This window comes from Nonomuraea cavernae, from assembly GCF_040655715.1.
GTDB classification, from domain to species: domain Bacteria; phylum Actinomycetota; class Actinomycetes; order Streptosporangiales; family Streptosporangiaceae; genus Nonomuraea; species Nonomuraea cavernae_A.
In genome coordinates, this window is sequence record NZ_JBFAKL010000021.1 from 98652 (window position 1) to 121008 (window position 22357).

A 22357-nucleotide genomic window follows, 5' to 3' on the forward strand; every position below is an offset into this window, starting at 1 on the left:
GGACGGCCGTCGAGCCCGCGCCGGAGATCCGCGCCGGGTCCATCAGGACGGTGCCGCCGGAGCTCACCCCGGCCGGCGACCTGCCGGGAAAAGCCCTGTCAGTACCTGTCCATATCCGGCCACGACGGGGCGCGAGCCGGACCGCGCCGGACAGTCCCTAAACTCAACCCATGGATTCCCCAGCCGTCGAGCTCATCGACCTGGTCAAGCGCTACGGCGGCGCGACGGCGGTCGACGGCTTGTCCATGCGCGCCCCGGCCGGAGCGGTCACCGCCGTGCTCGGCCCCAACGGGGCGGGCAAGACGTCCACGATCGAGATCTGCGAGGGCTTCCGCACGGCCGACTCGGGCACCGTCCGCGTGCTGGGCGAGCCGCCCGCGACACCGGCGCTGCGGCCGCGGGTGGGGGTCATGCTCCAGGCGGGCGGCGTGCCGCCCGCGATGCGCTGCGCCGAGTGGCTGCGCCTGGTCTCCCGCTTCCACGCCCATCCGCTCGATCCACGGGCCCTGCTGACCCGGCTCGGCCTGGCCGAGCACGCCCGCACGCCCTACCGCCGGCTGTCCGGCGGCCAGCAGCAGCGGCTCTCCCTGGCCGCCGCGGTCATCGGCAGGCCCGAGCTGGTCTTCCTCGACGAGCCGACGGCGGGGCTCGACCCGCAGGCCAGGCACGCCTGCTGGGACCTGGTGGGCGAGCTGCGCGCCGCCGGTGTCTCGGTGGTCCTCACCACGCACCACATGGACGAGGCCGAACGCCTGGCCGACCAGGTGGTGATCATCGACAGGGGGCGGGTGGTGGCCGAGGGCAGCCCCGCCTCGCTCACCGGGGCCGAGCGCCAGCTGCGCTTCCGCGCCCGGCCCGGCCTGGCGCTGGAGGAACTGCTCAACGCGCTGCCCGTGGGCAGCGTCGCCAAGGAGTCGCCCGCCGGCCACTACATCATCGAGGGCCAGGTCGATCCCGGGCTGCTGGCCACGGTGACCGCCTGGTGCGCGGCCGAGGGTGTCACGGCCGACGACCTGCGGATCGAACGCCGCACCCTCGAAGACGTCTTCCTTGAGCTGACCGGCAGGGAGCTGCGATGACCACGCTCGACCTCACACCCGCGCCGGGCGCGGCGCCGCTGCCGCGCATGGTGCTGGCGCAGGCGGGCGCCGAGGTGCGCGCCACGCTGCGCAACGGCGAGCAGCTCCTGCTGACGATGATCATCCCGGTGCTGCTGCTCGTCGGCTTCTCGCTGGCGCCGCTGGTCGACATCGGCGGGGGCAGCCGGGTCGGCTTCCTGACGCCCGGGGTGCTCGCGCTGGCGATCATGTCGACGGCGTTCACCGGCCAGGCGATCGCGACCGGCTTCGAGCGGCGCTACGGCGTGCTCAAGCGGCTGGGCGCCACCCCGTTGTCCCGGCAGGGGCTCATGCTGGCCAAGACGCTGGCCGTGCTCGCGGTGGAGCTGGTCCAGGTCGCGGTGATCGTGACCGTGGCGCTGGCGCTCGGCTGGCGGCCACAGGGCTCGTTCGCGGCCGCGGCGCTGCTGGTCGTGCTCGGCACCGCGGCGTTCAGTGGGCTCGGGCTGCTCATGGCGGGCACGCTGCGGGCCGAGGCGACGCTGGCCGCGGCCAACCTCGTCTACCTGGTGCTGCTGGGCGTGGGCGGAGTGGTGTTCCCGCTGTCGAAGTTCCCGTCGGGCATGCGGTCGGTGCTGGAGCTACTGCCCATCTCGGCGCTGACCAGCGGGCTGCGCACGGTGCTCGGCGCGGGCGCCCTGCCGCTCGGGGCGATCGCGGTGCTGGCCGCGTGGGCGGTCGTGTCACTGGGCCTGGCCTCCCGCTTCTTCCGCTGGGAGTGAGCCTGCTTTCGCTGGGTGCGAGCCTTCTTCTGCTGGGAGTGAGCCTTCCTCGGCTGGGAGTGAGCCGTAACGATGCCTGCCGATGACGGCCACCACCGTCAGCGGCAGCGCCACGGCCGCCGCCAGGCCGAACAGCAGCGCGTACCTGCCGTCGCCGGCCACCGGGCCGCCGGCCCAGGAGGAGACCGCGCTGCCGACGAACAGCGCCGCCGCGAAGAACGCCACGGAGGTGCCCCTGGCCCGCGGCGCGACGGACGTCACCCAGGTCTGCAATGACGAGTGCATGAACGACCAGGCGCCGCCGAAGAGCAGTGCCGCCACCATCACCGTGACGAGGCTGACGTGCGCCGCGACGAGCGCGTACCCCGCGCACACCTGGGTGCCTCCGACGGCGATGAGCACGGGGGGCGGCCACCGGCGTGACAGCCGCTTGACCAGCCGGGTGAGCAGCCACAGGCCCACCCCGTAGACGGCGGTCGCGAGCCCGGCCACGGCGGCGGTGGTGCCGCCGTGCTGGAGGGCGGGGGCGAGGAACGGCATGACGCCGAGCAGCACGGCGCCCTCCACGAAGGCCAGCGCGAAGACCAGCAGTGCCCAGCGGTGCCTGAGCACCGCGCCGACGTGCGTGCCGAGCCGGCCGTTCGCGCCGCTGGGCGGCTCGGGCACGCGGCGCAGCCAGATCGCGCAGCCCAGCGCCAGAGCCGCCGGCACGGTGAAGACCACGCGCCAGTCGACCAGGTCGGCCAGCACGCCGCCGAGCCCGGTGGCCGCGGCGGTGCCGAGGGCGGTGGCGCCCATGAGGTCGGTCAGGGCGCGCTGGCGGATGGAGGGCTGGACGGTGTCGCCGACGTAGGTCAGCGAGGTGGGGATCACCGCGCCGAAACAGGCGCCGGCGACGATCCGGGCGGCGATGAGCGCGCCGAGCGCCGGCATCAGGGCCGAGACGGCTCCGGCCACTGCCGCCCCGAGCAGGGCGGCCCGCATCACCGGCACCCGCCCGAAGCGGTCGGACAGCACGCCCCACAGGGGTTGCGACAGGCCGTAGGCGAGGAAGTAGCCGCTGGCCGCCGCCACGGCCGCGGCCAGCGGCACGTGCAGGTCGAGCGCGATCAGAACCAGCATCGGGCTCACGGCGAACCGGTCGAAGCTGCTGACGAAGGATGCGACGGACAGGGCGAGCGGTGGCCGGGAGAGCGTGATGGGCGGGGCGAGTGCCGTCATGCCTTCCATGGTCGGGGGCCCGCGGCAGCTGATCCAGATGCCCGGTAGTACCACCCTAAGTGCAGATATGTCGGTCGCGCTGACTAACCTCTACGGATACCTGTCCATGAGGAGTTCCGTGACCACCGCCTTCGCCCTCGACGATCCTCTGGATCGCGGTTCCGGCCTGCCCCGGCCGGGGAGCCTGCTGCGCACGGCGGCCGACTCGATCCCGCCGTCCGGGCTGGTGCTGCTGGCGATCTTCTCCGTGCAGCTGGGCGCCGGGTTCGCCAAGGAGCTGTTCGTGGCGCTGCCGCCGAGCGCGGTGGTGTTCGTCCGCATCGCGGCGGGCGCGTTGATCATGGCAGTGGTGGTGCGGCCGAAACTGAAGGGCATGTCCTGGCGCGACTGGGCCGTGGGGCTGGCCTTCGGCGTGACGCTCGCGCTGATGAACCTGTCGTTCTACGAGGCACTGTCCAGGCTGCCGCTGGGCGTCACGGTGGCCATCGAGTTCCTCGGGCCGCTCGGCGTCGCCGTGGCGGCGTCGCGGCGACGGCTGGACCTGATCTGGGTCGGTCTCGCCGGCCTGGGCGTGGCGCTGCTCGCGCCGTGGGGCGAGTCGGAGACGACGAGCTGGGCAGGCATCGGCTTCGCCTTGGCGGCCGGCGCCTGCTGGGCGGCCTACATCCTGCTGTCGGCCGCGGCGGGCCAGCGCTTCCCCGGCACCTCGGGGCTGGCCATCGCGATGATCGTGTCGGCCGTGCTGATCGCGCCCGTGGGCGTCACGACGGGCGGCGCGAGCCTGCTCCAGCCGGAGTTGCTGCTGATCGGCGTGGGCGTGGGGCTGCTGTCGTCGGTGATTCCGTACTCGCTGGAGCTGCAGGCGCTGCGGCGGATGCCCAAGCACGTCTTCGGCATCCTGATGAGCCTGGAACCGGCCGTGGCCGCGCTGATCGGCGTGCTGGTGCTGAGCGAGATGCTGCACGCCCAGCAGTGGGCGGCCATCGTCTGCATCGTGGCCGCCAGCCTCGGCTCGACTCGGACGCCTAAGACACCCCAGCCGCGCCAGGCGCCTCCGTCAGGTTGACGGCGAACCCGCCCAGATGCCGCGTACGTGGTGGATGTGCTCGGCCATGAGCCGGCCGACGGCCGCCTGGTCGCCGTCGGCCAGGGCGTCGAGCAAGGCCAGGTGCTCGCGCGCCGAGTCGGCCAGCCCGCCGCGCGCGACCAGCTGTGACAGGCCGTAGAGCCGGGCCCGGTTGCGCAGGTCCTTGACCACGGCCACCAGGTGGACGTTGCCCGACAGGGCCAGCAGCTCCAGGTGGAAACGCAGGTCGGCGTCGACGTAGCCGAGCAGGTCGGCCCGCTCGGCGGCGGCCACGATCTCCTCGGCGAGCGGCTGGAGCCGTTCGAAGTCGGCCGCGCGTGAGGCGTCGGCCAGGCGGGTCACGGTCGGCACCTCGATCAGCCGCCGGATCTCGGTCAGCTCGTCGAGGTCGCGGTCGGACAGCTCGGTCACCCGGAAGCCCTTGTTGCGCACGGCCTCGACCAGGCCCTCCTTGGCCAGGTCGAGCATCGCCTCGCGGACCGGCGTGGCGGAGACGCCGAACTGCTGGGCCAGCATCGGCGCGGAGTAGACCACGCCGGGCCGCATCTCGCCGGTGATCAGCGCGGCGCGGAGCGCGTGCGCGACCTGCTCGCGCAGGCTCTGCCGCTCCCCCACCATCGGCAGGTCGAGCCGGTCAGCCATCCGCTCCTCCCTTCCCTGCGTTCCACGCTTCGTAGGCGGCGGCCGCGACCACCAGGTCCTCCCAGGCCATGCCCGTGCCCTTGAACACACGAGGCCCGGGACCGGCGGACACTCGGCCGGCGATCAGGTCGGCGAGATTTCCGGCAAGATGACCAGTGGTGATCGTACCGTGGCGGATCGGGACGATCACCTCGCCGGCTTCGGCCAGCGCGGCCGACCTGGCCTCGACGACCACGGTGGCGCGAGCGATCAGGTCGTCGTCGAGCTCACGGGCGTCGGGCTCGTGCGAGCCGATCGCGACGACGGTGGCGCCGTCGCGGGGCAGCTTACCGGGGAACAGCGGCTCCCTGGCGGTCGTGCAGCAGGCGATGAGGTCGGCCCGCGCCAGCGCCTCGGCGAGCTCCTCGTCCGCGGCGCGAGCGCTGCCCCAGGTCCCGCCGGGCAGGGCCCGGGTGGTCAGCCCGCGCGCGCGGCAGCGGGCCGCGAAGGCCGCCAGGCGGCCGGGGTCTCGGCCGACGACGGTCACGCGCTCGACCGGCCGCACCTCGCTGAGCGCGACGACATGCCCCCACGCCTGCGGGCCGGTGCCGAACACCACCAGCTCGCGGGCGTCCGGGCCGGCCAGGTGACGGACGGCGAGCGCGGAGACGGCCGGAGTGCGCGACGAGGTGAGCGCGAGGCCGTCCAGGGTGGCCAGCGGGGCCAGGGTCTCGCCGTCGAGCAGCAGGTAGGTGCCCTGGACGCGGGGCAGGCCGCGCCCGGGGTTGCCGGGCGCGACGGTGACGGCCTTGACCCCGGCGTACCGGCCCGCGGCGGCGGGCATCAGCAGGAGCTGCCCGGCGGGCAGCTCGACCACCGGCCGTCGCGGCGTCGCCTCAGGATCGAGGCCGGCGCGCAGGGCGTCCTCCAGGATCTGTACGGCCCGCGCCACGGGCACCAGGCGCTCGATGGCGGTGGCGTCGAGATGGTCCATGACCGGCATCATCGCAGGGTGAATCCGGTGCCGAGGGGGTCGGCGGGGTCGAGCTCGAAGACGTGCCTGCCGGTGCGGTAGGCCATGCCCTCGATCTCGGGCACCACGCCCTCGCCGGTCACCCGGGCGACCCGCGCGCGAAAGACGCTGCCGACGATGCTCTCGTGCACGAGCGGCTCGCGCACGCCCTGGTCGTGCAGCAGCGCGAGCCGGGCGGCGGTGCCGGAGCCGCACGGCGAGCGGTCCACCTCGCCGTCGGCGAAGACGGTGACGTTGCGCTGGCGGACGTGGCCGTCGCCGCCGGGCAGCTCGTCGTAGAAGATCACCCCGTAGACGCCGGACAGCCGGTCGTCGCCCGGGTGCCGGGCGGCCGGATGTCCGGCGAGATCAGCCTTGATCCGGCGGCCGTGGGCGATCAGTTCGGTCAGGTACTCCGGCTCGACCGCCAGGCCGAGCGCCCCGGCCGGCACGGAGGCGTAGATCGCCCCGCCGTACGACAGGTCGGCCTCGACTCCGGCGGCGGGGACGGCGCGGGCGATCACGTACGACGGGACACTGACGAACGTGACGGACCGGACACGCCCGCCCGAGCAGCGCACCCGGGCGGTGACGCGGCCCGACGGCACGTCCACGAGCACGTCGGTGTCGCCGTCGGGATCGGCCTCGACCAGGCCCTCCTGGACGGCGTGCACGCCGAGCGCGATCGTGCCGTGGCCGCAGGCGGTGGAGTAGCCGTCCTTGTGCCAGAACAGCACGCCCAGGTGGGCGCCGTCGTCGTCGGGCGGGACCAGGAAGCAGCCGTACATGTCGGCGTGGCCGCGCGGCTCGTGGCAGAGCAGCCGCCGTACCCGGTCGATCTCCGGCGCGCTCGCGGCGGCGCGGCGGTCGAGCACCGTGGCGCCGGGGATGGCGGGCACGCCGCCGGTGACGATCCGGAACGGCTCACCGCCGGTGTGGTAGTCGACGGTGGTGACGGTCACAGCTCGAACCCTTCGGGGAACGGGTCGCGCGGGTCGAGGAAGTACTGGGCGGTGCCGGTCACCCAGGCGCGGCCGGTGATCGACGGCACCACGGCGGGCGCGCCGCCGACCGTGGTCTCCTCCAGTAGCCGGCCGACGAAGCGGGTGCCGATGAACGACTCGTTGACGAAGTCACGGCCCAGCGGGAGCTCGCCGCGGGCGTGCAGCTGGGCCATCCGGGCGCTGGTGCCGGTGCCGCAGGGCGAGCGGTCGAACCAGCCGGGGTGGATCGCCATCGCGTGGCGCGAATGGCGGGCGTCGGAGCCGGGGGCGGCGAAGTAGACGTGGTGGCAGCCCCGGATGCGGTCGTCCTCGCGGTGGACCGGCTCGTCGGCCGCGTTGATCGCCTCCATCGTGGCCAGCCCGGCGGCCAGGATCTCGTTCTTGGCCGCCCGGTCGAAGGGCAGGCCGTAGGAGTCGAGGCCGGCGATGGCGTAGAAGTTGCCGCCGTAGGCCAGGTCGTAGCGGATCTCGCCGTATCCCGGCACGGTCACCACGGCGTCGAGCCGGTCGCTGTAGGAGGGCACGTTGCGCAGCGTCACGGAGGTGGCCATGCCGTCCTGGACGGCCACGTCGACCGTGACGAGCCCGGCGGGCACCTCCAGCCGCACGGTGGTGACGGGCTCGACGACCTCCACCATGCCGGTCTCGACCAGGACGGTGGCGACGCCGATGGTGCCGTGGCCGCACATCGGCAGCAGCCCGGACACCTCGATGAACAGCACGCCCCAGTCGGCGTCGGGCCGGGTGGGCGGCTGCAGGATGGCGCCGCTCATGGCGGCGTGGCCGCGCGGCTCGTTCATCAGCAGCCTGCGGATGTGGTCGAGGTGATCGCGGAAGTCGACGCGCCGCTCGGCCATGCTCGCGCCGGGGATCACGCCGACGCCGCCGACGACGACCCGCGTGGGCATGCCCTCGGTGTGCGAGTCGACGGCGTGGAAGACCCGCCCGGTCCTCATCGCAGCCCCTCCGCCAGGACCTTCTCCGTCACGGCGCGGACGGCCGCGGCCTGCTCGTCCGTCAGCGGGGCGCGGGGCTGCCGGCAGGGCCCGCCGTGCCGTCCCGCGAGGTCCATGGACAGCTTGATGGCCTGGACGAACTCGGTCTTGGAGTCCCAGCGCAGCAGCGGGTGCAGCGTGCGGTACAGGGGCAGCGCGGTGTCCAGGTCGCCGGCCAGCGCCGCCCGGTAGAGCGCCACGCTGGAGGCGGGCAGTGCGTTGGGGTAGCCGGCGATCCAGCCGACGGCTCCGGCCAGCGCCAGTTCGAGCAGCACGTCGTCGGACCCGATCAGCAGGTCGAGCCGGGGAGCCAGCTCGGCCAGCTCGTAGGCTCGGCGCGGGTCGCCGGTGAACTCCTTCACCGCCACGATCAGGCCCTCCTCGGACAGCCGGGCGAGCAGCGCGGGCGTCAGGTCCACCTTGGTGTCGTAGGGGTTGTTGTACGCCACGATGGGCACCCCTGCCCTGGCCACCTCGCGGTAGTGCTCCATCACGGCCCGTTCGTCCGCCCGGTAGGCGTTGGGCGGCAGCAGCAGCACCGATCCACAGCCCGCCTCGCCCGCCTGCTCGGCCCAGCGCCGCGACTCGGCCGCGCCGTACGCGCCGACGCCCGGCATCACGTTGGCCCCGCCGACGGCCTCGACTGCGGTCAGCACCACCCGGGCCCGCTCCTCGGCGGTGAGCGTCTGGTACTCGCCCAGCGAACCGTTGGGCACCACGCCGTCGCAGCCGCCCGCGGTCAGCCAGCGGCAGTGCTCGGCGTAGCCGTCGAAGTCGACGGACAGGTCGTCGCGGAGCGGGAGGGCGGTGGCCACCATGACGCCCTGCCACGGCTTGACGCGTTCGATCACGGCAGATCCTTCCAGGAGAGGGGTTGGGGTCGCTCGGCCAGGGTGCCGAGGCTGACGGGCTGAACGACGGGGCGGCGCGGCGGGCCGGGCGGCTCACCGGCCAGACGGGCGACGGCGTAGCCGCAGACGCGGCCCTGGCACCAGCCCATGCCGGGCCTGGCCAGCGACTTGACCGAGCGGGCGTCGGTGGCGCCGAGCCGCAGCGCCTCGCGGATCCGGCCGAGCGGCACCTCCTCGCACCGGCACACCAGCGTGTCGTCGCGCAGCCATCCCTGCCAGCCCGGCCGGACCGGGTACGCCTCCAGCAGCGCCTGCCCGAACACCCGCAGCCGCCCGCGCCGGCTGATCAGCGCCTCCGGCACCTGCCCGGCGACCTGGGCGCCGTCCCGTGCCGCGCCGGCCTCGCGGGTGACTTGGGCGGCGGCGATGGTCAGGCCCGCGAGATGGCCTTCGAGTTCGGCGAGCCGCCACCCGCCGACGCCGGTGGGCTCGCCGGCCGCCCAGACGCCCTCCACCGAGGTGCGCTGCGCGCCGTCCACGGCCAGAACGGGGCTGCCGTCCACGTCGGCGCGCGTGTCGCAGCCGAGCTGGACGCCGAGGTCGATCTGGGGCACGAAACCGTAGCCGACGGCCAGCGTGTCGCAGGCGATCCGGCGGGTGGCCAGCACGTTCCAGTCGCGGTCCAGCCGGGCCACGGTGACGGCCTCCAGCTCGCGCTCGCCGTGCGCGGCGACCACGGCCCGCCGGGTCCGGTACGGCACGCGGCGCCGGGCCAGCGCCAGCGCGTACCCCGCGGCCTCCCCGGCCCTGGCCAGCGCCGGCAACGGGTGACGGGCCAGGCCGAGGCCGCCGTTGGCCTCGAACACGCCGAGCACCCGCGCTCCGGCCCCGGCCAGGCCGGCGCCGACGGGCAGCAGGAACGGGCCGGTCCCGGCCACGACGACCCGCTGCCCGGCCACCACGCCGTCGCCTTTGAGCAGCGCCTGGGCGCCGCCCGCCGTGAGCACCCCGGGCAGGTCCCAGCCGGGGAACGGCAGCGGCCGATCGTACGCCCCGGTGGCGATGAGCAGGGCGCGGCACCGGACGGTGACGGCGCCCCCGCCGGGGGCCAGGCAGTGCACGACCAGGTCACCGTCGCGGCTCACGGCCCACACCTGGTGCCTGAGCAGCACCCGGGCCTGCCGGCCGAGGGCGCGCGCCTGGCGTACGAAACGGTCGAACCCCGCCGTGACGGGCCGCGCGGCGACGGCGGGATGGCGGAAGTACTGGCCGCCGAGCCGCGCGCCGGAGTCGAGGAGCACGACGCGCAGCCCCCGCCGGGCCGCCGCGAGGGCACCCGCCACCCCGGCCGGCCCACCGCCGACCACCACGACGTCGCAGGTCACCGGATCCGAGCCGGGCTGACCGGACATGGACGGCGGTGACGTCATCGGATCTCCTTTGCCGGAGACCCCGACTTCAGCCTTGGGGAGGAGGTCATGACGTGGTCACCTCGTCTCCCGGCTGGGCGTCCAGCAGGCAGGCGCGTTCCGGCGGGCGGCCGTTCACGCTGACCAGGCAGTCGAAGCAGACCCCGATCCCGCAGAAGAGCCCGCGCGGCCGGCCGCCGAGGCGGGTGGTGCGCCACGAGCGGACGCCCGCCGCGTGCAGCGCCGCGCCGATCGTCTGGCCGCGCGTCACGGGCACGGGCCGGCCATCGACGGTGATCTGGAAGGCGTCGCTCACGCCGGCTCCTCGAATCGGTCAGGGCGAAGGGCGGGCTCGAATCGGTCGGGGCGAAAGGGGCTCAGCTCCAGCCCCGGGCGCCGGCCGGTGATGACCTGGGCGAGCAGGTGACCGGTCGCCGGCGCGAGCCCGATGCCCGCGCCCTCATGGCCGCACGCGTGGTAGAGCCCGGGCGCGCGCGGGTCGGGGCCGATCACCGGCAGGTGGTCGGGGCAGTACGGCCGGAACCCGCAGTAGGACCTGATGACCCGCACGTCGCGCAGCGCCGGGAACAGGGCGACGGCCTGCGCGGCCAGCCGGGACAACACCGGTACCGACGTCGTGCGGTCGAAGCCGACCCGTTCCCTGCTGGCCCCGATGAGCACGGTCCCCGCCGGGGTGCCCTCCACGACGGCCGAGGTCTCCAGACCGGCCGCGTCACTGGCCACGTTCGTCACGTAGGCGGCGGTGTAGACCTTGTGCCGGATCAGCGGCTCGGGCAGCGGCTCGGTGACCAGGATGAACCCGCGCCGGGGCAGGATGGGCAGTTCGACGCCGGCCAGCGCGGCGATCTCGCCGCCCCATGTGCCGGCCGCGTTGATCACCGCGTCGCCGGTCAGGTCGCCCCGGTCGGTGCGCACGCCGGTCACCCGGTCGCCGGAGCGGGTGAATCCGGTCACGGTGACTCCGGTGCGCAGCCGGACCGAGCCGTGGCCGAGCAGCCGGGCGGCCGCCAGCATGGGCTGCACCTGGGCGTCCTGCGGGTAGTGGACACCGCCGGCCAGCCCACCGGCCAGATGCGGCTCGTAGCCGCGCAGGTCCTCGCCCGTCACCACGGTGTGCTCGACGCCGTGCGCGGCGGTCAGCGTGGCCAGCGCGGCCAGCCGCCGCTGGATCTCGGGGGTCTCGGCGACGACCAGGCCGCCCTTGGGCTCGTACTCGAAGCCGCCGGGCCCGGCGTCCTCGGCGAGCGCGCGCCACAGGCGGCAGGACAGCACGGCGAGGTCCAGCTCGGGCCCGGGTTCCTTGTCGGAGACCAGCACGTTGCCCTCGCCCGCGCCGGTCGTGCCGCCGGCGACGGGCCCGCGGTCGAGCACGGTCACGTCGAGTCCGGCCCGCGCCGCGTAGTGGGCGCACGCCGCGCCGACCACTCCGGCGCCGATGACGATCACGTCCGGCATCACACCTCCGCCAGTAACATGTCACATACTTTTGCGTTTGAGAAGACGCGGGAGAAGCCCGCCGGGTGAGCCCGTTCCCGGTGGCGGGACCGGCCGGGCAGGCCCATACCATCGATGTCGTGAAGCTACCCACCGACCGTCCCCACCTGCTCGCCCGGTTCCTGCTCTCGTTCTGGGCGCCCACCGCCCGGTCGATGGGTGGCTGGGCGATCGCGGCCGTGGTGGTCAACGCGGGCATCACGGTGACGGGCGCCGCCGTCCGGGTCACCGGCTCCGGGCTCGGCTGCCCGACCTGGCCGAAGTGCACACCCGACAGCTTCGTGCCCGTCCCGCACCCCGAGGTCTCCCCGATCAACATGGCGGTCGAGTTCGGCAACCGGCTGCTCACCTTCCTCGTGCTCGCGGTGGGCTTCGCCTGCGTGGTCGCCGCCTGGCGGCTGATCCCGCGCCGCCGTTCCGTGCTCCTGCTCGCCCTGCTGCAGCCGGTGGGCATCGTCGCCCAGGCGCTCTGGGGCGGCCTGGTGGTGCGGACCATGCTCAACCCGTTCACGGTCGGCATGCACTTCCTGCTCTCGACCGGGCTGATCGCGGCGTCCTGGATGCTCTACCGGCGCGCGACCGAGGGCGACGGCCCGGCGCGCGACCTGGTCCACCGCGACCTCCGCCGCCTCGGCCACGTCCTGGTCGCGGCGGTGTTCGCGCTGATCGTCGCCGGGGTGGTGGTGACCGGCACCGGGCCGCACTCGGGCGACGTGCTGGCCTCGCGGTTCGACCTCGACATCGAGGACATGGCGCGGCTGCACGCCGACCTCGTCTACCTGGTGGTCGGGCTGACCTTCGCGCTGCTGCTCGCGCTGCGCGTGTCCGACGCGCCACGGCCCGCCCGCCGTGCGGCGCTGGCCCTGCTCGTGATCGAGCTGGCCCAGGGCGTGATCGGCTACACCCAGTACTTCCTGGCCGTGCCCGCGTTCCTGGTGGGGCTGCACGTGCTCGGCTCGACCCTGGTCTGGATCGCCACCTTGCGCACCGTCACCGCGCTGCGCGGCCGGGGCGCTCCGCCGGCCGAGGTCCGCCCCTCCCCCGCCGAAATGGCCGCCACAGCCTGAGCCGCTATGCCAGGCTATGGGGAGATATGTCGGCCACTCCCCCACCGAGGCGAGGTCCCGTTTGCGGCTGTTCGTCCGCCCCTCTCGCACCGCTCTCCGACGCTCCTACCAGGGCCTGGTGGTGCTCAGCGTGCTCGCCCTGGCACCGATGACCTGGGCCTGGCTCGACAGTTCGGGCCACCGGGTGGTCGCCGGCACCGACGGCTGGCTGGCCCGGGTGCCCGCCTCGCAGGCCGCCCTGGTGCTCGGCGCCGGCCTGTACGGCGGGCGGCCCTCGTCCATGCTGGCCGGCAGGCTCGACCTCGCCGCCGAGCTCTACCATTCGGGCAAGGTCAGGGCGCTGCTGCTGTCGGGCGACAACAGCCGCTCCGACTACGACGAGCCGACGGCCATGCGCGACCACCTGCGGGCCAAAGGGGTGCCCGACGCGGTGATGGTGCTCGACTACGCCGGGTTCGACACCTGGGACTCGTGCGTGCGAGCCCGTGAGGTCTTCGGAGCCGAGCGGGTGACCGTGGTGACGCAGGAGTTCCACCTGCCCAGGGCGGTGACGCTGTGCCGTACGGCGGGGCTCGACGCCTTCGGCGTGGGCGAGGACTCGAGCAGGCGGTGGGCCGCCACCACCTACCAGTACGCCGCCCGCGAGCTCGCCGCGACGGCCAAGGGGTTCGCCGACGCGCTCCTGCTGCGCTCCGACCCGGTCTTCCCGGGCCCGCGTGAGACGTCGCTCACGACGATCCTGGCCCGCAGCCCGCACCCGGGGACACCCGGGCCGTAGTGCCGGGCGGGCCGAGCCACGCTGACGGTCGTGCCCTCAGCTCGGCGCGCCCGGGGCGTAGCCCGGCGGCGGCATGCCGCGGGCCGCGGCCCGCAGGTGGGCGGGCGGGACCGGGAAATCGGCCCGCGCGACGCTCATGCACTCGAGCAGGGCGCGCTGCTCCTCGTGGAAGGTGTGCTCGTCGACCATCCGGCGGGCGGCCCGTTCGTGCAGCAGGCCCAGCTCGGTGGCGGCCAGCTGGTAGTCCTTCATCGCCCGCAGGCCCCGCTTGCCGCCGTGGGCCTTGGCCCACTGCCTGGCCTGCCGGCGCCGTTGCAGGGCCGACAGCATGTGGATGTCGGCCCTGTTGACCAGCTTGGTCGGCTCGTACGGCGGCAGGTAGCGCTGGATGAGGGCGACGATGCGCCGCCGGTCGCGGAAGACCACCGCGATCAGCACGATGAGCACGACCATCAGCGCCAGGTAGGCGATCACGAGACCGGGGAAACCGCCGTAGGAGACCAGGCCGTTCCACAGGCCGTGCAGCACCATCGCGCCGACCCAGCCGGCCATGACGTAGAACACCCGCTCGGGCCCGTGACGCTGGGCGGCGTAGGCGACGGCCACGCCGATCATCGAGGTGAACAGCGGATGCGCGAACGGCGACAGCAGGCCGCGCAGCACCACGGTGACGGCCAGCCCCATCGCGCCCGTCTCGGAGTTGAGGGCGGCGACGTAGTAGCTGACGTTCTCGCTCATGGCGAAGCCGAGGCCGACCATGCTGGCGTAGATGACGCCGTCGGTGGGCCCGTCGAACTCGGCCCGGCGGAACTTGAGCAGCCCGAGCAGCACCAGGCCCTTCATCGTCTCCTCGACCACGGGCGCGCCGAAGGTGGCGGCGATGTTGCGCGCGCTCGGCTCCGACAGCTTGGCCATGTCGATGATGTAGTGCAGGTTGAGCGAGTTGATGACGCCCGCGACGAGCACCGCGATGCCCGCCCCCCAGGCGAAGGCGAAGACCAGGTCGCCGCGCGGCTCCGGCTCCATGCGGTCGAGCGCCAGCACGGCGGCCAGCAGCAGCGGCACCGGCGCCAGGGCGAGACCGAGCGCGATGAAGAACTGCACGGGCGCGCCGTTGAGCACGTCGAAGGAGAACGAGACGAGCGCGCAGATGCCGGTCGCGACCAGCCCGATGATCAACGTGAACGACGGGCGGTCCTTCAACACCCAGCGTGGATCACGGGACGCCATACGGTGACTGTAACGGATCAAAAAGACACTGTCCCATCGAGCGGCGAGGCCCCCGAGAGGAAGCTCAGGCCAGCAGCGGGTCGATCGCCACGGCCAGGAAGAGCAGCGCCAGGTAGGCGTTGGACCAGTGGAAGAAGCGCATCGGGCGCAGCGCGACCCCGGTCAGGCCGGAGTTGAGGCGGGCCAGCAGGCGGTGCACCTCCCACAGGCACATGGCGCCCAGGAGCACGGCCACGGCCGGGTAGAACAGGGTGGTGCCCGCCACCGGCCAGAGCGCCAGCGAGCAGAGCACGGTGGCCCAGGTGTAGGCGACCGACTCCAGGATGACCCGGCGCTCGGTGGCGACCACCGGCAGCATCGGCACCTCGGCCGCCGCGTAGTCCTCCTTGTAGCGCATCGCCAGAGTCCAGGTGTGCGGCGGGGTCCAGAAGAACACCACGCCGAACAGCACCAGCGGCGCCCAGTCGAGCCGCTCGGTGATGCCGGCCCAGCCGATCAGCACCGGCATGCAGCCGGCGATGCCGCCCCACACGACGTTCTGGACGGTGCGCCGCTTGAGGACCAGCGAGTAGACCAGCACGTAGAACAGGATCGCGCCGAGCGACAGCATCGCGGCCAGCCAGTTGGTGGTCACCCAGAGGCCAAGTGTCGACAAAATGCCGAGCACGATGCCGAAGATGAGCGCGGCGCGGGGCGAGACCTGGTGCTGGGCCAGCGGCCTGCGCCGGGTGCGGCGCATCTTCTGGTCGATGTCGCGATCTATGTAGCAGTTGAGCGCGTTGGCGCTGCCCGCCGACAGGGTGCCGAACACCATGACCCCGATCGACGTCCACAGCGGGGGCAGACCGCCCGCCGCGAGGAACATCACCGGCAGGGTCGTGATGAGGAGCAGCTCGATGACCCGCGGCTTCATGAGGGCGATGTAGGCCTTGACGACCGTGCCGATCGTCCGCGGCTCCTCGGCCGCGGTGGCGGGGGCCGTCGTCTGCCTGTTGGTCAGCACCGTCAAGGCGCTTCCAGCACGTGCGGAGTCAACGCGTAACCTCTGAATAGAGCGGATCCGTGGATGGGCGCCGTGACGCCCCTGCGACAACCAAACTGTAGTCGCAGGGACGGCCGGTCCGGCCAATGGGGGGCTTCGGCCATTCATGGACCCGCATGAGTGGATGGGAATCGATCGCCAGCTCCACTCGGTTAGGGTCCGGTGTGGGCGGGATATGCCAACCGGCACCACCAATGACAACTAGATTCCGGAGATCGAGCACTTGAGCACCGAACTCGTGCCAGCCCTCGAATGGACCGACCTCGACAAGAAGGCGGTCGACGTCGTTCGAGCCCTGGCGATGGACGCAGTGGAGAAGGCGGGCTCGGGTCATCCCGGCACCGCCATGAGCCTGGCCCCCGCCGCATACCTGTTGTTCCAGCGTACGATGCGCCACGACCCGACGGACCCCACGTGGATCGGGCGTGACCGCTTCGTGCTGTCGTGCGGGCACACCAGCCTGACGCTGTACATCCAGTTGTTCCTGTCGGGCTACGGCCTCAACCTGGACGACCTGAAGCGGCTGCGTCAGTGGGACAGCGTGACGCCCGGTCACCCGGAGCACGGCCACACGGCCGGCGTGGAGACCACCACCGGGCCGCTCGGCCAGGGCCTGGGCAACGCGGTGGGCATGGCGATGGCGGCCCGCCGCGAGCGCGGCCTGTTCGATCCCGACACCGCCCCCGGCGCCTCGCCCTTCGACCACCACATCTGGTGCTTCGTCAGCGACGGCGACATCGAGGAGGGCGTCAGCCACGAGGTCAGCGCCATCGCCGGCCACCAGAAGCTGGGCAACCTGACCGTCGTCTACGACGACAACCACATCTCGATCGAGGACGACACGCTGATCGCCAAGTCCGAGGACGTGGTCAAGCGTTACGAGGCCTACGGCTGGCAGACGCTGGAGGTCGACTGGACCCAGACCGGCGAGTACGTCGAGGACGTCGCGGCCCTGCACGCCGCCCTGGAGGAGTCGCGCGCCGAGACCGACAGGCCGACCTTCATCCGGCTGCGCACGATCATCGGCTGGCCCGCGCCCAACAAGCAGAACACCGGCAAGATCCACGGCAGTGCCCTCGGCGCCGACGAGGTCGCCGCCACCAAGACCATCCTCGGCATGGACCCCACGCAGAGCTTCGCGGTGCCCGGCGACGTGCTCGACCACAGCCGTGACGTGGCGCGGCGCGGTCACGAGGCCCACGTCGCGTGGGAGAAGTCCTACGCCGCCTGGCGCCAGGCCAACCCGGAGCGCGCGACCGAACTCGACCGCATCTCGCGTCACGAGCTGCCCGGCGGCTGGGCCTCGGCGCTGCCCTCGTTCGAGCCCGGCGCCTCCATGGCCACCCGCAAGGCCTCCGGCGAGGTGCTCAGCGCGCTGGCCCCGGTGCTGCCCGAGCTGTGGGGCGGCTCGGCCGATCTGGCCGAGTCCAACAACACCACGATGAAGGGCGAGCCGTCGTTCATCCCGGAGGAGTACCAAACCAAGGAGTTCCCCGGCAATCGCTTCGGCCGCACCCTGCACTTCGGCATCCGTGAGCACGGCATGGGGGCCATCCTCAACGGCATCGCGCTGCACGGCGGCACCCGCCCCTACGGCGGCACGTTCCTGGTCTTCTCCGACTACATGCGCCCGTCCGTACGCCTGGCGGCGCTGATGAAGCTGCCGGTCATCTACGTGTGGACGCACGACTCGATCGGTCTCGGCGAGGACGGCCCGACGCACCAGCCGATCGAGCACCTGTGGGCGCTGCGCGCGATCCCCGGCCTCGACGTGGTGCGCCCCGGCGACGCCAACGAGACGGCCCACGCCTGGAAGACGGTGCTGGAGCACAGCGACAGGCCCGCGGCGCTGGCCCTGACCAGGCAGAACCTGCCGGTCTTCGAGGGCACCAGCGCCGATGGCGTGGCCCGCGGTGGCTACATCCTGCACGAGGCGTCCGACGCCCGGCCGCGGGTCATCCTGATCGCCACCGGCAGCGAGGTGGAGGTGGCGATCAACGCCCGCGAGCTGCTGGAGGCACAGGGCATCTCGACGCGGGTCGTGTCGATGCCGTGTGTCGAGTGGTTCCAGGGGCAGGACATCGCGTACAAGCAGACCGTTCTGCCTTCGGAGATCAAGGCTCGGGTCGCGGTCGAGGCGGGAGTCGCGCTCGGCTGGCGCGAGTTCGTCGGCGAGTGCGGCGAAGTGGTCGGCCTCGACCACTTCGGTGCGTCCGCGCCGTACAAGACGCTGTACGAGCAGTTCGGCCTGACGGCCGACCGCGTGGCGGCGGCGGCCAGGTCGAGCCTGGCCAAGCTGGGTCACGACAAGGGCGAGACGACGGGAAACTGAACGATGAGTGAGATCCTCAACAAGCTGTCCGGCCAGGGTGTGTCCATCTGGCTCGACGACATCAGCCGCGAGCGGCTGCGCACGGGCAACCTTGAGCAGCTGATCCGCGAGAAGAACGTGGTCGGGGTCACCTCCAATCCGACGATCTTCGCCGGCGCCCTCAGCAAGGGCGACGCCTACGACATGCAGATGCACGACCTGGCCGTGCGCGGTGTCGACGTCGGCGAGGCGGTGCGCGCCATCACCACCTACGACATCCGGTGGGCGGCCGACGTGCTGCGTCCGGTCTACGAGGCCACCGGCGGCACCGACGGGCGCGTCTCGCTGGAGGTCGACCCGCGCCTGGCGCGCGACAGCGACAAGACCATCGCCGAGGCGCGCGCGCTGTGGTGGCTGGTCGACCGGCCCAACCTGTTCATCAAGATCCCGGCGACCCTGGAGGGCCTGCCGGCGATCACCCAGGCGATCAGCGAGGGCATCAGCGTCAACGTCACGCTGATCTTCTCGCTGGAGCGCTACCGCCAGGTCATGGACGCCTGGCTGGCCGGCCTGGAGGCCGCGCGGGCCAAGGGTCTCGACCTGGCCACGATCGAGTCGGTGGCCTCGTTCTTCGTCAGCCGCGTCGACACCGAGATCGACAAGCGGCTCGACGGGCTCGGCCGGCCCGAGCTCAAGGGCAAGGCGGGCGTCGCCAACGCGCGCCTGGCCTACGCGGCGTTCGAGGACGTGATGAACTCCGAGCGCTGGCAGGCGCTGCGCGCCGCGGGCGCCCGCCCGCAGCGTCCGCTCTGGGCCTCGACCGGCGTCAAGAACCCCGACTACTCCGACACGATGTACGTCGACGAGCTCGTCGCCCCCGGCACGGTCAACACCATGCCGGAGAAGACGCTCGACGCGGTCGCCGACCACGGCCAGATCTCGGGCGACACCATCCGGCCCTTCTACGAGCAGGCCTGGAACATCATGGCCGAGCTCAAGGAGGCCGGGGTCGACTACGACGACGTCGTCCGGGTGCTCGAGGACGAGGGTGTGGACAAGTTCGAGGCCTCCTGGAACGAGCTGCTGGAGAGCGTCACCAAGAACCTGGTCCCTTGATGGAGGTCACCTACCGCGACCAGGAGGTGGCCGACTCGGCCGCCTCCGTCGCGGAGCGGCTCATCGCCGACGGCGTGCCCGCCAGGCTCGCCGGCGGCGATCCCACGCTGTGGGGGGAGGACGCCGCGCCGGTCGCGGCCGCCCGGCTGGGCTGGCTCACGCTGCCGCGCGCGTCCGGTGAGCTGCTGCCCGAGCTCGCGGCGCTGGCGCGGCGCGCCGGCGCCGACGGGCTCACCAACGTGGTGCTGGCCGGGCTGGGCGGCTCGTCGCCGGCGGCCGAGGTGATCTGCGCCTCCGCCGACGCGCCGCTGACCGTTCTCGACACGACCGACCCCGGCCAGGTGCGCCGGGCACTGGCCGAGGGCCTCGACTCCACGGTCCTGGTCGTGGCCGGCACGAGCGCCGCGTCGGTCGAGACCGAGGCCCTGCTGCGGGTCTACGAACGGGCCTTCCTCGACGCCGGTATCGACCCGGCCACGCGGGTGACGGTCGTCACCGACCCCGGCTCCCCGCTGGAGCGGCTGGCGGCCGAGTCGGGCTATCACCTGATCCTGGCCGCCCCCGACGTGGGCGGCCGCTACTCCGCGCTGTCGGCGTTCGGCCTGGTGCCGAGCGCGCTGGCGGGCGCCGACGCGGGCAGGCTGCTGGACGAGGCCGCCGAGGTGCTGCCGCTGCTGTCGAAGGACACCGGCAACCCGGGGCTCGACCTCGGCGCGGCACTCGGCGGCGCGGCCCTCGCCGGCCGCGACAAGCTGCTCATGGACGACCGGCTGTCGGCCGCGACCGGACTGCCCGACTGGATCGAGCAGCTGGTCGCCGCGTCGACCGGCAAGCGCGGCCGGGGCATCCTGCCCGTCGTCGGCGGCGAGCCGCAGGGCACCGGCGACGAGCTGCTCGTCACCCTCGACGCCGACGACGGCGACGTCCGGGTGGACGGGCCGCTCGGCGCGCAGTTCCTGGTCTGGGAGTACGCCACGGCCGTGGCCGGCCTGCTGCTCGGCGTCGACCCGTTCGACGAGCCCGGCCTCGCCGAGTCCACGGCCGCCACCGGCCGGCTGCTGGCCCTGCCCGCGCTGCCGGTGGGCGAGCCCGCGCTGGTCGACGGGCCTGTCGAGGTCTACGGCCGCACCCGGGCCAAGGATCTGCCCGGCGTGCTGACCGAGTTGCTGAGGTCGGTGCCCGACGGCGGCTACCTGGCCGTGACGGCCTATCTCGACCGGCTGGCGGCCTTCGACGCGCCGGTGGCCGAGGGCGCCGACTTCGAGCAGATGACCGACGCGTGGATGGCGGCCGACGCGGCCACGCTGCGGCCGCTGCTCGCCCTGCGCACCGACCGGCCCGTGACGTTCGGCTGGGGCCCGCGTTTCGCGCGCTCCACTGGGCAATACCACAGGGGAGGTCCCCAGAACGGGGTCTTCCTGCAGGTCACCGGCGCCGTGGCCGACGACGTGCCGGTGCCGGGCAAGCCCTACACCCTGGGCACGCTCCAGCTGGCCCAGGCGCTCGGCGACCTCGAAGCGCTGGAGCACCGCGGGCGGCCCGCCGTACGCGTGCATCTGACCGACCGCGCGGCGGGAGTCGCGCACCTGCTCGCAGCCGCACAGGAGGCTTGAGATGACAGACCCGGGAGCGTCCGCCTCCGAGGCCGCGACCGTCGCGGCGGCCGTGGCGGCCACGTCCACGACCCTGGAGGTGGAGGAGGCCAACCCGTTGCGCGACCCGCGTGACAAGCGGTTGCCACGGGTGGCGGGGCCGTGCGTGCTGGTGCTGTTCGGCGTGACGGGAGACCTGGCCAAGCGCAAGCTGCTGCCGGCGATCTACGACCTGGGCAACCGGGGGCTGCTGCCGCCGGGGTTCTCGCTCGTCGGGTTCGCCCGGCGTGACTGGAAGGACCAGGATTTCGCCCGGCTCACGCACGACGCCGTCAAGGCGCACGCGCGGACGCCGTTCCGCGAGGAGGTCTGGAAGCAGATCTGCGAGGGCATCCACTTCGTGCCCGGAGAGTTCTCTGACGACGGCGCGTTCGACGCGCTGGCGATGGCCTTGAAGGAGATCGACGAGACCCGCGGCACGGGCGGCAACTATGCGTTCTACCTGTCGGTGCCGCCGAAGTTCTTCCCCGTGGTGGTCGAGCAGCTCAAGCGCACCGGTGTGGCCGACGCGCCGCCCGGCTCGTGGCGCCGGGTGGTCATCGAGAAGCCCTTCGGCCATGACCTGAAGTCGGCCCACGAGCTCAACGAGATCACCACCTCGGCCTTCCCCGAGAGTTCGATCTTCCGGATCGACCACTATCTGGGCAAGGAGACGGTCCAGAACATCCTGGCGCTGCGCTTCGCCAACAACCTCTACGAGCCGATCTGGAACCGCGGCTTCGTCGACCATGTGCAGATCACCATGGCCGAGGACATCGGCATCGGCGGCCGGGCCGGCTACTACGACGGCATCGGCGCCGCCCGGGACGTGATCCAGAACCACCTGCTCCAGCTGCTCGCGCTGGTGGCCATGGAGGACCCGACGTCCTTCGACGCCTCGGCGCTGCGCCGCGAGAAGGAGAAGGTGTTCAAGGCGGTGCGGCTGCCGTCCGACCTGGTGGCCAACACCGCGCGCGGGCAGTACGCCGCGGGCTGGCAGGGCGGCGAGAAGGTCGTCGGCTACCTGGAGGAGGAGGGCATCCCGGCCGACTCCATCACCGAGACCTACGCGGCCGTCAAGCTGGAGATCGCCAACCGGCGCTGGGCGGGCGTGCCGTTCTACCTGCGCACCGGCAAGCGGCTGGGGCGCCGGGTGACCGAGGTGGCCGTGGTGTTCCAGCGGGCGCCGCACCTGCCCTTCTCCAAGGACGACACCGAGATCCTGGGCCAGAACGCCCTGGTCATCAGGGTGCAGCCGGACGAAGGCATCACGGTGCGGTTCGGCTCCAAGGTGCCGGGCACCCAGATGGAGGTGCGCGATGTGTCGATGGACTTCGCCTATGGAGAGTCGTTCATGGAGTCCTCGCCCGAGGCGTACGAGCGGCTGCTGCTGGACGTGATGATCGGCGACCCGCCGCTCTTCCCGCACCAGCGCGAGGTCGAGCTGTCGTGGAAGATCCTCGACCCGATCGAGGACCTGTGGGCCACGCTGGGCCAGCCCGAGCCCTATCCGGCGGGCTCGTGGGGGCCGCCGGCCGCGGACGCGATGATGGCACGCGACGGCCGCGTGTGGAGGAGGCTCTAGTGGGCGGGCGGACCGAGGCGGCGACGACACCGGCGAAGGAGC

At 72.9% G+C, this 22357-nt stretch carries 20 protein-coding genes; 9 read left to right on the forward strand and 11 right to left on the reverse strand.

Translation table 11 applies throughout. The features are described 5' to 3' along the window. Window positions 1–170 precede the first annotated feature (170 nt). The gene (locus tag AB0I38_RS27730) at window positions 171–1079 is read left to right on the forward strand and encodes an ABC transporter ATP-binding protein (RefSeq protein ID WP_358478946.1); all 909 of its coding nucleotides are present in this window, start codon (window positions 171–173) and stop codon (window positions 1077–1079) included. Further along, window positions 1076–1840, forward strand: a complete 765-nt coding sequence (locus AB0I38_RS27735) for an ABC transporter permease (RefSeq protein WP_358478951.1) — start codon at window positions 1076–1078, stop codon at window positions 1838–1840. Before AB0I38_RS27730 ends, AB0I38_RS27735 begins: the two co-directional genes overlap by 4 nt. On the opposite strand, the gene AB0I38_RS27740 is transcribed toward AB0I38_RS27735, so the two are convergent. Then, on the reverse strand, window positions 1802–3061 hold the full coding sequence (locus tag AB0I38_RS27740) for an MFS transporter (RefSeq protein ID WP_358478958.1): 1260 nt from the start codon (window positions 3059–3061) through the stop codon (window positions 1802–1804). The two genes, AB0I38_RS27735 and AB0I38_RS27740, sit on opposite strands and share 39 nt — an antisense overlap. 118 nt (window positions 3062–3179) lie before the next feature. Here AB0I38_RS27740 and AB0I38_RS27745 point away from each other — a divergent pair, with 118 nt between their 5' ends. Further along, a complete protein-coding gene (locus AB0I38_RS27745; RefSeq protein WP_358478963.1) occupies window positions 3180–4127 on the forward strand; it encodes an EamA family transporter in 948 nt (315 codons plus the stop codon). On the opposite strand, the gene AB0I38_RS27750 is transcribed toward AB0I38_RS27745, so the two are convergent. The 8 genes from AB0I38_RS27750 to AB0I38_RS27785 are packed head-to-tail and all read right to left on the reverse strand — an operon-like array spanning window position 4119 to window position 11516. Further along, entirely contained in the window at window positions 4119–4790 is a 672-nt protein-coding gene (locus AB0I38_RS27750) for a GntR family transcriptional regulator (RefSeq protein WP_358478971.1), read from the reverse strand. The two genes, AB0I38_RS27745 and AB0I38_RS27750, sit on opposite strands and share 9 nt — an antisense overlap. Next, a complete protein-coding gene (locus tag AB0I38_RS27755) occupies window positions 4783–5763 on the reverse strand; it encodes an ornithine cyclodeaminase family protein (RefSeq protein ID WP_358478972.1) in 981 nt (326 codons plus the stop codon). Before AB0I38_RS27755 ends, AB0I38_RS27750 begins: the two co-directional genes overlap by 8 nt. 8 nt (window positions 5764–5771) lie before the next feature. Then, entirely contained in the window at window positions 5772–6743 is a 972-nt protein-coding gene (locus AB0I38_RS27760; RefSeq protein WP_358478980.1) for a proline racemase family protein, read from the reverse strand. Next, window positions 6740–7741, reverse strand: coding sequence for a proline racemase family protein (locus tag AB0I38_RS27765; RefSeq protein WP_358478985.1), 1002 nt, complete (start codon window positions 7739–7741; stop codon window positions 6740–6742). Before AB0I38_RS27765 ends, AB0I38_RS27760 begins: the two co-directional genes overlap by 4 nt. Beyond that, window positions 7738–8631 (reverse strand): dihydrodipicolinate synthase family protein, encoded by an 894-nt coding sequence (locus AB0I38_RS27770; RefSeq protein WP_358478991.1) that lies wholly within the window; start codon window positions 8629–8631, stop codon window positions 7738–7740. Before AB0I38_RS27770 ends, AB0I38_RS27765 begins: the two co-directional genes overlap by 4 nt. Next, entirely contained in the window at window positions 8628–10061 is a 1434-nt protein-coding gene (locus tag AB0I38_RS27775) for an NAD(P)/FAD-dependent oxidoreductase (protein WP_358478995.1), read from the reverse strand. Before AB0I38_RS27775 ends, AB0I38_RS27770 begins: the two co-directional genes overlap by 4 nt. A 46-nt stretch (window positions 10062–10107) precedes the next feature. After that, complete coding sequence (locus tag AB0I38_RS27780) at window positions 10108–10356, reverse strand: (2Fe-2S)-binding protein (protein ID WP_358478997.1); 249 nt, start codon at window positions 10354–10356, stop codon at window positions 10108–10110. Next, window positions 10353–11516 carry an NAD(P)/FAD-dependent oxidoreductase gene (locus AB0I38_RS27785; protein WP_358478999.1) on the reverse strand — a complete coding sequence of 388 codons (1164 nt, stop codon included), beginning with the start codon at window positions 11514–11516 and terminating at the stop codon, window positions 10353–10355. The genes AB0I38_RS27780 and AB0I38_RS27785 overlap by 4 nt, the downstream gene beginning before the upstream one ends. Before the next feature lie 119 nt (window positions 11517–11635). On the opposite strand from AB0I38_RS27785, the gene AB0I38_RS27790 reads away from it, so the two are divergent. Continuing rightward, window positions 11636–12622 (forward strand): COX15/CtaA family protein, encoded by a 987-nt coding sequence (locus tag AB0I38_RS27790; protein WP_358479004.1) that lies wholly within the window; start codon window positions 11636–11638, stop codon window positions 12620–12622. A 61-nt stretch (window positions 12623–12683) separates the two neighbouring features. Beyond that, entirely contained in the window at window positions 12684–13400 is a 717-nt protein-coding gene (locus tag AB0I38_RS27795; protein WP_358479014.1) for a SanA/YdcF family protein, read from the forward strand. A gap of 36 nt (window positions 13401–13436) precedes the next feature. Here the strand turns inward: AB0I38_RS27795 and AB0I38_RS27800 are convergent, their stop codons facing one another. Together AB0I38_RS27800 and AB0I38_RS27805 are read right to left on the reverse strand one after the other, a co-directional pair. After that, complete coding sequence (locus AB0I38_RS27800; RefSeq protein ID WP_358479017.1) at window positions 13437–14630, reverse strand: PrsW family intramembrane metalloprotease; 1194 nt, start codon at window positions 14628–14630, stop codon at window positions 13437–13439. A gap of 64 nt (window positions 14631–14694) precedes the next feature. Next, window positions 14695–15639, reverse strand: coding sequence for a heme o synthase (locus tag AB0I38_RS27805; RefSeq protein WP_358479020.1), 945 nt, complete (start codon window positions 15637–15639; stop codon window positions 14695–14697). Between the two features lie 334 nt (window positions 15640–15973). Here AB0I38_RS27805 and tkt point away from each other — a divergent pair, with 334 nt between their 5' ends. Genes tkt through zwf form a run of 4 tightly spaced genes read left to right on the forward strand, consistent with a single transcriptional unit; the run spans window position 15974 to window position 22315 of the window. Continuing rightward, complete coding sequence (gene tkt, locus AB0I38_RS27810; protein WP_436838788.1) at window positions 15974–18004, forward strand: transketolase; 2031 nt, start codon at window positions 15974–15976, stop codon at window positions 18002–18004. Between the two features lie 3 nt (window positions 18005–18007). Beyond that, window positions 18008–19099 (forward strand): transaldolase, encoded by a 1092-nt coding sequence (gene tal, locus AB0I38_RS27815; protein ID WP_358479028.1) that lies wholly within the window; start codon window positions 18008–18010, stop codon window positions 19097–19099. Continuing rightward, window positions 19099–20712 carry a glucose-6-phosphate isomerase gene (locus AB0I38_RS27820; protein WP_358479530.1) on the forward strand — a complete coding sequence of 538 codons (1614 nt, stop codon included), beginning with the start codon at window positions 19099–19101 and terminating at the stop codon, window positions 20710–20712. The genes tal and AB0I38_RS27820 overlap by 1 nt, the downstream gene beginning before the upstream one ends. Window position 20713: 1 nt before the next feature. Beyond that, window positions 20714–22315, forward strand: a complete 1602-nt coding sequence (gene zwf, locus AB0I38_RS27825; RefSeq protein ID WP_358479032.1) for a glucose-6-phosphate dehydrogenase — start codon at window positions 20714–20716, stop codon at window positions 22313–22315. The last annotated feature ends 42 nt before the right edge of the window (window positions 22316–22357 follow it).